Source organism: Kitasatospora sp. NPDC041917 (genome assembly GCF_055589745.1).
Genome location: NZ_JBVJBI010000042.1, coordinates 62,447 through 72,946, shown reverse-complemented (window position 1 = coordinate 72,946; position 10,500 = coordinate 62,447). Strand labels below are relative to the sequence as shown.

The following is a 10,500-nucleotide window of genomic DNA, read 5'->3' as shown; positions in this document are numbered from 1 at the left end:
GACCCTGAATCGCTCGCCGGACCGTGAGTGACTCCCAAACTCATCGACATTGATCATGGAACAGGCCCACGCGGTGACTCCCGAAGCCGACGACAAACGACTCCCGTCCTCGCGTACAAAGCCAGACGTAGGCGTAGACATCCATCGAAACGGTGCCGGCGTAGACCGGGGCGCCGATGTCACTGTTACGCGCCATCAGGTACACCTTGACGCCGGAGCCGGTCGAGCAGAACGGCTCGGCCCACTGAAGGCGGGCGACGACGGTACCGCAGTTGTCGTACTGCCGGCCGGGGCGGTGCCGCCCTTCGAGCCCGGCGGCCGGCCCTCGACCTCCGCGAGGGCCTCCTCAACGGTATGGCCTGCCGGGCGACCGCGACGCCTTCGAGGAGGCTGGCCGCAGCAGCTCACGATCCTGCTGGCCCGATCACCCGAGCTCGCGGCCGCGGCCGTCCACGGCCGCACCTTCGCGGCCATCATGACCAACCGCGAGGAGACCAGCTGACCCGCTGGATCGCCGACGTCTGCGCGGACGAGCAGTGCGGCCCGGCCGGCTTCGCCGCCGGACTGCTCACCGACCTCGACGCCGTCGTCTACGGCATGAGCACCGACTGGTCCTCCGGGCCGGTCGAGGGCCGCGTCAACGACCTGAAGGCGCTCAAGCGCAGCATGTTCGGCCGAGCGAAGCCACCGCTGCTGCGCAAGCGGCTCCTCCTGACCGCAGCCAGCCGCCGCGATCACCACTACCTCTCCGTTTACGGAACAGCAGGGCACGACGTTCGGTGACCCCGTCCGTACGCCCCATCGCCGACGGCAGGGGAAAAACGCGGGCGGCACCGTAGCGCGCCGAAGTGCCGGTTACTCGGGCTGCGAAGCGCTTCCCGTCATGTGCGAGCCGCGGTCCGGGAGGGGAGTCGCTCCGTGTCGGCACCGAAGGGGAGGAAGACGGTGCGGGTTGCGAGGAGCCAGTTGCCATCGAGGTTACGGAAGGTGTCCTCGTAGTGGCCCACGTTGGCCGGGAGGCGAGGCTCGATCATGCCGCCGGCGTAGCCGTCGACCCGATACGTCGTCAGATAGGAGACAGCGCGGGCCGTCGTCGTGGACTCCACCGTGACCAGGATGTTCGTCATCAGGCGACGCGAGAGCCTGTCCGACGGGCGCGAGGCGAAGTAGGCCCGCAGGGCGTCACGGCCCTCGATGCGGCGGTCACCGTAAGGCCATTGCCAGATGCCGTCGGGTGTGAACAGCTCAGCCACCGAGCTCGGCTCGCCAAGGTCGAGACGGTGGATGAAGTCCACAATGATCCGCTCGCACGCGCGTTCTGCGAGCATCTGGTCGATCGGGGCGATGATCTTGTCGTCCATTCCCCCTTCCTACCAGCTCGATCACGGTGCAGGGCCGCGGTCTTGGGCAATGCCCAGCACAAGCGCGGCATCGATCGTCATTGCCACCCACCAGCTTCCGACTACAGACCGTCACGCCAGCTGATCGACTTCACGGAATCCGTGCCTGAACCGCTTTCGGCCGTCGCCGAGACCGGTCGGCCTGGACGGGAAGGCCGCTTTCCAGGTCACGACGCAGAGCAGCCCGACAACGGCCCGGCGCCCGTGCGCTGCCGGAGCGGCACCGTCAAGCCCGCCCGCCAGGAACGGCGGCGAGGCGGCCGAGCATCGCGATCACGGTGATCCGCGTCTTACTGTCGTTGGTCACCGCACAGTGGGCGTCGACGCCTCGCTCGTCCGGTGCCTCGTCCGGCTCGGCCAGACCCAACCGGATCAGGTCGACGGCGTACTCGTGGCACTGGGAGTAGTCCGCTGCGGCGCTCACCGCTTCGACATGGTCGATGCGGCCAGGATCCGCAGCACGCAGCAGCGCCGGGGTGGGCGGCGGGCCCAGCACCTCCCCGATCCACCCCGAGACGGCCTCCCGGGGGCAGCCTCGCTGCAGCTTCGAGGTGATCGCGGCAGCGAGCGCCAGGTGGATGAGGAGCGTCCCGAACCAGGCGGTGACCTCGGCCGGGGGCGTGTCCGTGCCTGCCGGCGGCATCACGGCCCGGTACAGCGCGGCCTGGTCATCGGCGTGCGCGGCGACGACGACCGCCTTCACCGCGCTGCCGAGGGCAGCCTGATCGATGGTCATGTCAGCGGTTCTCCCCATGGTTGGCGGCCGTCAACTTACCGCTCCGGCGCGGTGCACGGCTGGTGAAGGGCAGATTTTCCCCGCTACGCGCGGTAGCGGGTTGACCGGCCTGACGGCGAGGCCCGGTGCGCTTCTGCCTCCCGCTCGCCTCTGTGCGGCTCGCCCAGGAATCCTGGTTCAGTCGGGGAGCTTCGCGACAAGGTGCCGATTCCGTTGTCGTTCGGCGCCTCTGGAAATGACGTACAGGATGCACTTCGCCGGCAGCCCGGCATCGTCCGGCGCCGCGGCGGGGGCGGCGTGCTGAGCGACAGGGGACGGAGCGGCAGGTGCTGCGAACGGTTCCACCACCGCGCACCGGCCCCGGACCGCGCCTGCAAGGCAACCGGTCCTCGCGTTCGCGCGTCGCCTCCGCGCCCGGGCCTCCGGGCCGCCGAGCAGAACAGCCGCACCACGTCCCCGGGCGCTGCCGGCCTCCTGCCGGCCGGGTTCCCGAGAGGCCCCCGCTCCCAGAGGACCTGGCCGTGCGGATCACCGCCGTCGTCCGCGACGCCTGCGTCACCCCGAGCGGTAGGAGCCGGGTCGTCTACCCCTCACCGCCCTACGCTTCGCCTTGGTGCCCGCCGGACCCGAGACGCACACCCCGGGCCATCACCGGCGGGCGACGTCCCCCATCAGGGCCGGCCTCCCGACGAGCCGTGCCCCGGACTGCGGACGCGCCCCGCATCGACCCTGTCCGCTCGCCGCAGCACTCCGTTGCCACCGCGCCGTCAAGTCCGCGCCCCGCTCCCCCCGTCGTGGATCACGAGTAGCCCACCCGGACGGCGCGAGGAGATGTTCCGGGCCCGCCCGGGCGATCACCCGGCCCAGTCGCCCGGCCCCGCGTTCGAGTGGTGTCGAGCCGCCGGTCGAACGAGATCGGCGCTTCGCTCCCATCCGTCGAGGACGTCAGGTGCATGGGTGGGAGGGGCACTTCGGTGCCCGGTCCCTGTTCCCGGAGTACGGAGCATTCATGTCACCGCTGTCCGTGGCCCGTCGCCTGGTCGTCGTTTTCCTGTCCCTGCTCGCCGTCGCCGTCGCCGGCGGCGCGGCAACAGCCTCCGCCGCCGCGGCGAGCGCGGGGGTCCTCCGAACGGGAGTGGACTGGGAGGCCGTCGCCAGGTGCGAGAGCGGAGGGCGCTGGCAGGCCGACACCGGTAATGGCTACTACGGGGGGCTGCAGTTCGACAGCCCGACCTGGCGTTCGAACGGAGGCCTCGCCTACGCGCCGCGCGCGGACCGGGCGACCCGCGAACAGCAGATCGCCGTGGCCGAGCACCTGGCCGAGCGCCGCGGCCTGACCCCGTGGCCGGCCTGCGGAGCCCGTGCCGCACACAGCGGCGACCGGCCGACCGCTCACGCCCGCAGCCACCGGCCGGCGCACACCCGGCCCCATGCCTCCGCCATCCCGCCATCCCACGCCGACGCCCCCGCTCCGGTCTGCACGGACGACGAAGACTGCCCGGACAGCTGGACCGTGGAGGTCGGCGACACCCTCGGCGGCATCGCCCAGGCCTTCGCCACCGACGGCGGCTGGCCCGCCCTCTACGAACTCAACCGCGACACCGTCGGCGACGACCCCGACCTGCTCCTGCCCGGCCAGGTCCTCGCACTGCGCTGACGCCCGTCGGTGGACCGGGCCCGTACGAGCGGCGGCTCGACCTGAGGAGCCCGCGCCGGCCGGGTCGAGGGCACTGCGTGGCCGGGGCCACGAGCACCTTCCCGACACCGCTCGCAGCCCGGGCACCTCCGGGTCGAGCCCACCTGTCGCCCGGCGTCAGGTCGCCGGCCACTCCCACCGTTCGGCCTCCAGCGAGGCCGCGCGCAGACCCTTGAGCCGGACGTCCGACACGGGCTCCAGATCGAGCTTGGCCAGCGGGTCGCTGATCAGGGTCAGAACCGGTTCACCTCCGCTGCCCTCGTTGAGGTGTTCGGCGAGGAGCAGGATGTAGTTCTCTCCCTGTTCCCGGGCGCGGTTGTACTCCGCGGCCGTGAGGGTGACGTCGCTCGGTCGGGCGCCGCCGTGTGCCTTGATCTCGTAGTAGCGGCCGGCGCTGTCGACCACGTCGGCTCCGACGTTCAGCTTTCCGCGCTGGTCGAGATTGTCCGCGTCCTCCCCGAGAACGGCGGCGAGGGTTCGGATGACCAGGGCCTCCTTGGAGCTGCTGTCCTGGAATCCGTGCCGAGTGGACTGTTCGCGGGGTACGGCACCACCCGGCCTGGGGGTCGACAGGCCGCCGGCCCGGGTGCGGGACGGACGCTGCGCCTGGGTCGGCACCGGTCCCCCCGTGGTGCTGGGGGCCGGCCCGGTCCGGCGGACCGTGGGCCGACCGAGCCGGTCGAGGCCGACCAGCCGCGGTGGCTCGGGCACGACGGCGTTGCGCGGCTTCGGAAGTGCTGCCTTGGGTGTCGTCGCCGCCTTGCCGCCGGGAGCGGGCCGGGGCCCGGGCACCGGCCCGGCGGGCTTCGCCGGGGTACCGCGTCCGTCCCTCGCCAGCTTCGCGGGCGTCGGCGCCTGCGCGGCCCGCAGGGAGCGGTCGCGCAGCAGTTCGTCCCGGCGCTGTTGTTCCTCGAAGTCCCGCTGGCCGGCCGAGGTGAGGGGTACGGCGTGACCGGTGGTGACGGCGTCCTCCTCCCAGAAGTCCCGCCAGTGGCGGGCCACCTGGCCGCGGGAGCCCGCGAAATGGCAGGCCAACGCGGCGCCGGTGCCCAGCCGGGAGAACAGTTCGGCCGGGGCGGAGAGGAACAGGGCTTTGGCCGACCGGTCGATGTGCGCGCCGATGGGGATCTCCAGCGGCTCGCGGTCCTTGCCCGGGTCCGCCCGGACGCGCAGACCCGGCAGGACGCGCACCTCCAGGCTTGCGAGCCACGCCCAGCCCGTGAAGGACTCGGCGGCCGCCGGCTCGTCCCGGACCAGGCGGTCCTGCAGAGCGGTGACGGCCCGCCGGAAGCTCCCGGTGAGACCGGAATCGGGTACCGCCGTATCGGGTTCGACGGCCTCGGCCGAGGCCAGGTCCAGCTGCTGCACGCCGAGCGGGCCCAGCAGCCCGGCGAACTGCTCCGCGTCGCCGCCCGGCTGCCAGATCGGGACGCGGTCCGCCAGGGCCAGTTCGACCGACCGGTGGGCAGCCACGGCGTAGACCGAGTTCTGCTGTTTGATCCATCCGGCGCTGGTCCACAGCGGCAGCCAGCGCAGCTTCTCCCTCAGACCCGGCGCGATGCCGGCACCCGTGCCGCCGACCAGCGTGTTCAGCGACCGCAGCGCCTCCAGCATCAGCCGCTCCCCGTCCCCTCCCGTCGGGGATCCGTCGGCGGCGAGCTCCTTGAGGGCCTCGACCAGGTCCTCGGGCCCCGGCTCCCCGATCCCCAGGACCTGCCAGAGCGGCAGCAGCTCGGGCCCGGGCGGGACGAAGGCGCGCAGGCCGTACAGGATGGCGGTGCCCCGGAAGCAGTCCTCGGGACGGCGCCAGCCGAGGTCGGTGAGGACGAGGGCGTCATCGCCCCGCAGCGCCGCCGTCACCCGCTTCTCGACCTGCGCGCGAGCGGTGTCCGCCGTGCGTTCCGTCAGGCGCCTGGCGAGCGCGCGGTAGACCAGGTAGACCTCGGTCCGCAGGGCCTCCGCCGAGTCTCCGGTGCCCGGCGGCCGCTTGCGCAGCCGCCGGAGGCGGTCGATCAGCTGGGGGACGTCGGGGTCGCCGACCACTCCCAGGGCCGCGAGCACGTCGGCACGGTTGGCCAGCACGTGCTGGAGCTCCGCGTGCACGTAGTTCGGCTCGTCCTGTCCGTAGAGCGCTTCGGCGTCGGGGGTGCGCAACTGGAGGTGGCCGGGGCGGCACAGGTTGCCCTTCTCGTCCTCCAGCCATGCGCTGTCGCGCAGGTTCCAGACCCACAGCGCGGGAACGGAGCCTTTCACGGTCCAGCCGTGATAGGCCGTGGCGGCCTCGACCGTCGCCTCGGGGCCGGTGATCAGCTTGGCCAGGGAATGGAGCAGCGCGGCCGTACGCCGCCGCCGCTCGTCGACGTTGCGCTCCGCGGTGATGTCCTTGACGACCCGTTCGAGGTCCTGCGAGGCCCTGTCATCCAGGGTGTGCGTGGCCCTGAGCCGCTGCACCGCTTGGGTGCGTGTCCGGGAGGACAGCCAGTGGTCGTGGGGCAGTCCTGCCCTTGTGTCGCGGGACCGGTCGTACTTCTTCACCCCCAGCACGACCGGGGCGAGCCGGGGAGTGTCCGCCACGCCCAGCAGACGGAGGAAGGCCGTGGGACTCAGACCACCGCTCCGCGAGACGGGCAGAAGCGTCTTGGCGTAGGAGCGATGCGCCCAGAGGAGCCCCGGGGTCCTGTGCGCGGCGGTCGCGAACCGGTCGCTTCCTGTGCTCTCCAACGACCGGGGGAGATAGAGCCGGTCCGGCGTCGCCTGGCAGGCATTCTCTTCCCCGTTCGCCCCGTACTGGTACGCGTCGAGCCGCACGGTCCGGCCGACTCCCGGGCCCAGGCGCTCGCGCTCCGCGGCCGGGAGTTCGGCCAGGGCCCGTTGGAGCAGGACCAACCGGTCGGTCGCGGAGATGTCGGTGGCGGGCAGACGACCGCCGGTGCTCCCCAGGTGCGCGATGCGGCGCAGGACGGCCGCGGTGTTGTCACGGCGGACCAGATAACCGCTCCTGCTCAACCAGCCGGTTACCCGCCGGGCCGCGTCGTCGTCGCTCCAGTAGGCGGGATGCAGGTCCCGGAGGATGCCCAGCGGATCCAGCAGTCCTGTTCCCCGACGATCGGCGAACAGGTGCTCGTACGGCGCGAGCCGCTGGCCGTCGGCCGTGGCCAGGCACGCGCGGAAGCGCATCTCGAACTCCAGGCCGGCGCGCAGGGCAACGGCGGTGAGGCGGACCGTGCGGTCGACGTCGTAGGCGGGCCGCTTGAGCAGTCCGACCGCGTCCGAGACGTCGACCTCGTCCGGGAGTTCCACCGCACCGGCGGTCCTCCAGTCGGAGAGCACCTCGCGCCAACGGCCGTCCCGGTCGCGGGCGGCGCCCGGGAAGCAGTGCTCCAGTTCCGCGAGCTGTGCGGTGTCCCGCTCCGAGACCACTCCGGTGAGCTCCTCCGCCTCGACCGCGAGGTCGGCGAGCGGGACGGCCGTCCCGTCCGGCACCGGCAGTGCGAGCGTGGCGGCCACCTTCGCCCTGGCACGCTCCAGGAACGTGCCGGCGAGGCGGTCGGGGAGCCCGGCCTTGCCATGGGCGGAGGTCTCGGCCAGGGGCAGCAGGTGCCAGGCCGACGGCTCCACCCGTTCGAGGACGTCGAGTACCGCGGCCTGCCACAGGTCGGCGACGACCGGGACCAGTGCCGAGTTCAGGATGCTCGCGGCGAAGCCCTCGCGGCTGACGATCGGGTCGAACTGCGAGTGCACCCGGGCCGAGACGGCCAGCCGGGCCACCGGCAGTCCCGCATGGACGTACCCCGTGGCCGCTCCGTCCATCGGCAGCGCCACGGCCACCGGAACGGTGGGGCCGAGCTTCTTGTGCAAGCGGCGCCACCCGGGCCGGGACGGGATCAACGTGTCGTAGACACGCCAGCGGGCGCCCCCGGTGGTCCGGGCCTCCCGCACCCGGACGGCGTGCTCCGCTCCGTCGACGGGCAGGCTCAGGGTCGTGACGTCCTGCCAGCTCAGCCGCAGGACCCTCTGCTCCCGGCCGGTGGGGTCGGCGGTCGCCACCGTGACCTGTTCGAGGTGGCGCAGGAAGAGCAGGGAGCTGTCCTGCCAGTTCTCGAACCACGCGAGGAGTTCCTCGGCCGCGAGGACCCCGGGGTCCAGCGGGATGCGGAAGACCGTCCATTCCCGCCCGGAGATGTCCGCGGGCAGGCGCGGGGGGTCGGCCGGTGCCAGGGTGATGTCGGTGAATCCGACGTGGTACGGGTGGCCGTGCACCTCCCAGGAGGTCGAGAGCATCCGCAGCGTCGTCAGGCCGATGCCGAACCGACCGGTGCTCGCGGAGTCCAGGCGCTTGCCGCTGATCCACGGCAGCCCGAGCCTCGGGATGTCGGCCAGGCGCAGGCCGCTGCCGTTGTGTGCGATCAGGAGCTCGGTCGGCTGCCAGTGGAAGCGGATCTCACGGGCTCCGGTGTCGTCGGCGTTCTGGACCATCTCGGAGAGCACCTGCAACCGGTCCGAGGAGAGCGTCTCGGCGCCCTCCTGGGCGCCCTCCGCTATCTGCCGGAAGAGCCCCGGTACCTCACGGATGCCTTTGTCGAACAGCCCGATGGCGCGGGCGGCCTCCTCCGGTGTCCGCGCCTCGATGCCCGGATCGGTCTTCCCCTCCAACAGGGCCCGTACGGCCTCGGCCAGTTCATCGTCATTCCCACCCCTGGTCACACTGCATCTCCTCTCCCCCCGGTACGGTCCTGGGGAAAAGGATCTGCACGGGAGCGGTGGTTCGAGTCCCCACCGTCCGAATCCGGCCACATGCCCGACGGCCGTGGACCCACCGATCGCAGCTGCCGACGGGCCGGGAGTGGGCGGGTCGTGGCCCGGTCCGGCCGCGACCAGGCACGCAACCCCGGCTGGATCGAGTACGGGAACAGCGATCGTTGTCAGTGGCACGTGCTATTGCGTTCCCCGTCCACCCGGAGCACGGGCCCGGGGGCTCGCCTCGCAGTCGCCTCGACAGGCCTGTCCGGTTGTCCGACACCGTGCGGTGTCGGACAACCGGCGGTCAGTGGGCGGGCTCCCGGAGAACAGTCGCTGAAGACGTGTCCAGGACGCGGGCAAGTCCGTACTTGAGTCGCTTGGGTCGCTCAGTCGCTGCCCGCCGTCCCGTCAACCCACGACGAAACGGTCTCGCTCCCTGCACAAAAGCGCCCGTAGGAAGGGCAGCGACCCAAGCGACTGCCGGCCCAAGTCTCTGCCGGCATCCTGGACGAGAGCACTGCGCTTTTGGAATTCCCCGGGGACGGCCACCTGTGGCGCCCCGCTGACGGCCGTGGATGGTCCCCCGCCCGTGGCCAGAAGCACGCTCCGTGACGGTCCTCACGAAGGGTCCTCACGAAGGCTGTCGCGCAGCCGCAGCAGTTCGCGGCGGCGGGACTGCGCCCGTACCAGGAGCAGTCCCGCGGTGGCAACAAGGCCGGCACCGGCCAATGCGACTGCCAGCGTCCCGGTCGCGGTGCCGCGCACTGCGGCCACCGCGACCCCGGCGACGCCGGTCACCGCGGTCACCACCAGAGCGAGCCGGGCACCCAGCACCCGGTCCCGGGCGAACAGCGGCCGCCGCCTGCTCAGAACCCAGCCGGCGAAGGCGGCCCAGGCCAGCCCCACCGTGATCAGCCCGGCGAAGGCAACCTGAGTCCGCGCGGGGAGCGGCCCCGGCTCGGTTGCCCACAGCACCGCGACCAGCGCCGCCCCGCACCCTCCCGCCAGTCCCACGGCAACGTGCCGCATCCGCGAGCGCAGCGAGACCTCCGCCGCCAGCGCGCGCTCCAGCTCCGCCGGCACCTCCCGGGGTGCCCCGTGGCTCTGCTCGCTCATGCCTCGTATCCCTTCTCGATCAGGACGTCCCGCAACATGCGGCGGGCGCGGTGCAGCCTGCTCTTGACCGTGCCGGGCGGCACGCCCAGCACCTCCGCGCAGGCAGCCAGGGACAGATCCTGCAGGTGGAACAGGATCAGCGCTTCGCGCTCCAGCGGCGGCAGGTCGGAAAGGCCCGCTTCGATCTCCATCGTGTTCAGGACGCCGCTGGAGGAGTCGTCGTGATCGGCGACAGCCTCGCCCTCCGCGGCCGGGGGCGCCTGGGCCGTGTACGCCTGCCGCAGGTGGTCCACCACCGTGCGCCGGGCGATGGTGAACAGCCACGGGGCGAAACGCTCCGGCTGCCGCAGGCGCGGGAATCCGCGCACCACGGCAACCCACGCCTCCTGGGAAAGGTCGTCCGCGATGTCCGGGGATCCCACCATGCTCCGCACATAACGCCACAGCGGCGTGTGCCAGACGCGTACCAGCTCGCTGAACGCCTCCCGCTCCCCGAGCTGGCAACGCACCACCAACAGCAGTCCGTTGTGCCTGTTCTCGTCCACCCGCACCTCCTGGTCCCGCGCCGCGCGTCACCGGAACAGTCGGCATCCGGGGCAGAAAGGTTCACAGGGCCTTGAGCGGTCCGGTCGGACCCTCCTCACCGAGCCCAAAGACAGGCTCCCCGTGGCTAGCCAGCGATGCGGTGCCCGGCTCTGCCAGGGGCGCGGTCAACAGTCGCTTGGGTCGCTGAGTCGCTGGCCGACATGTCGTTCATTGAACGACATTCCCGGGACGAGGGAAGGGAGCCCGATAGCCCGGCCTGGTTCAGC

At 72.0% G+C, this 10,500-nt stretch carries 7 protein-coding genes; 2 read left to right on the top strand and 5 right to left on the bottom strand.

The window, feature by feature from the left end:
- The first annotated feature begins 597 nt into the window (after positions 1-597).
- On the top strand, positions 598-783 hold the full coding sequence (locus ACZ6EM_RS33620; protein WP_465774054.1) for a hypothetical protein: 186 nt from the start codon (positions 598-600) through the stop codon (positions 781-783).
- 98 nt (positions 784-881) lie between these two features.
- Here the strand turns inward: ACZ6EM_RS33620 and ACZ6EM_RS33615 are convergent, their stop codons facing one another.
- Both ACZ6EM_RS33615 and ACZ6EM_RS33610 read right to left on the bottom strand, forming a co-directional pair.
- A complete protein-coding gene (locus tag ACZ6EM_RS33615; RefSeq protein WP_465774053.1) occupies positions 882-1,361 on the bottom strand; it encodes a nuclear transport factor 2 family protein in 480 nt (159 codons plus the stop codon).
- Between the two features lie 265 nt (positions 1,362-1,626).
- Positions 1,627-2,136, bottom strand: coding sequence for a hypothetical protein (locus tag ACZ6EM_RS33610; RefSeq protein WP_331768801.1), 510 nt, complete (start codon positions 2,134-2,136; stop codon positions 1,627-1,629).
- 1,009 nt (positions 2,137-3,145) lie between these two features.
- On the opposite strand from ACZ6EM_RS33610, the gene ACZ6EM_RS33605 reads away from it, so the two are divergent.
- Entirely contained in the window at positions 3,146-3,793 is a 648-nt protein-coding gene (locus ACZ6EM_RS33605) for a transglycosylase family protein (RefSeq protein WP_331768800.1), read from the top strand.
- A 156-nt stretch (positions 3,794-3,949) separates the two neighbouring features.
- On the opposite strand, the gene ACZ6EM_RS33600 is transcribed toward ACZ6EM_RS33605, so the two are convergent.
- The 3 genes from ACZ6EM_RS33600 to ACZ6EM_RS33590 all read right to left on the bottom strand — a co-directional run bounded on the left by ACZ6EM_RS33600 (position 3,950) and on the right by ACZ6EM_RS33590 (position 10,233).
- Positions 3,950-8,536: an ATP-binding protein gene (locus ACZ6EM_RS33600; RefSeq protein WP_465774052.1), complete on the bottom strand. Its 4,587-nt coding sequence runs from the start codon at positions 8,534-8,536 to the stop codon at positions 3,950-3,952.
- Between the two features lie 654 nt (positions 8,537-9,190).
- A complete protein-coding gene (locus ACZ6EM_RS33595; protein WP_465774051.1) occupies positions 9,191-9,688 on the bottom strand; it encodes a transmembrane transport protein in 498 nt (165 codons plus the stop codon).
- Positions 9,685-10,233, bottom strand: a complete 549-nt coding sequence (locus ACZ6EM_RS33590) for an RNA polymerase sigma factor (RefSeq protein ID WP_465774050.1) — start codon at positions 10,231-10,233, stop codon at positions 9,685-9,687. Before ACZ6EM_RS33590 ends, ACZ6EM_RS33595 begins: the two co-directional genes overlap by 4 nt.
- Between the last annotated feature and the right edge of the window lie 267 nt (positions 10,234-10,500).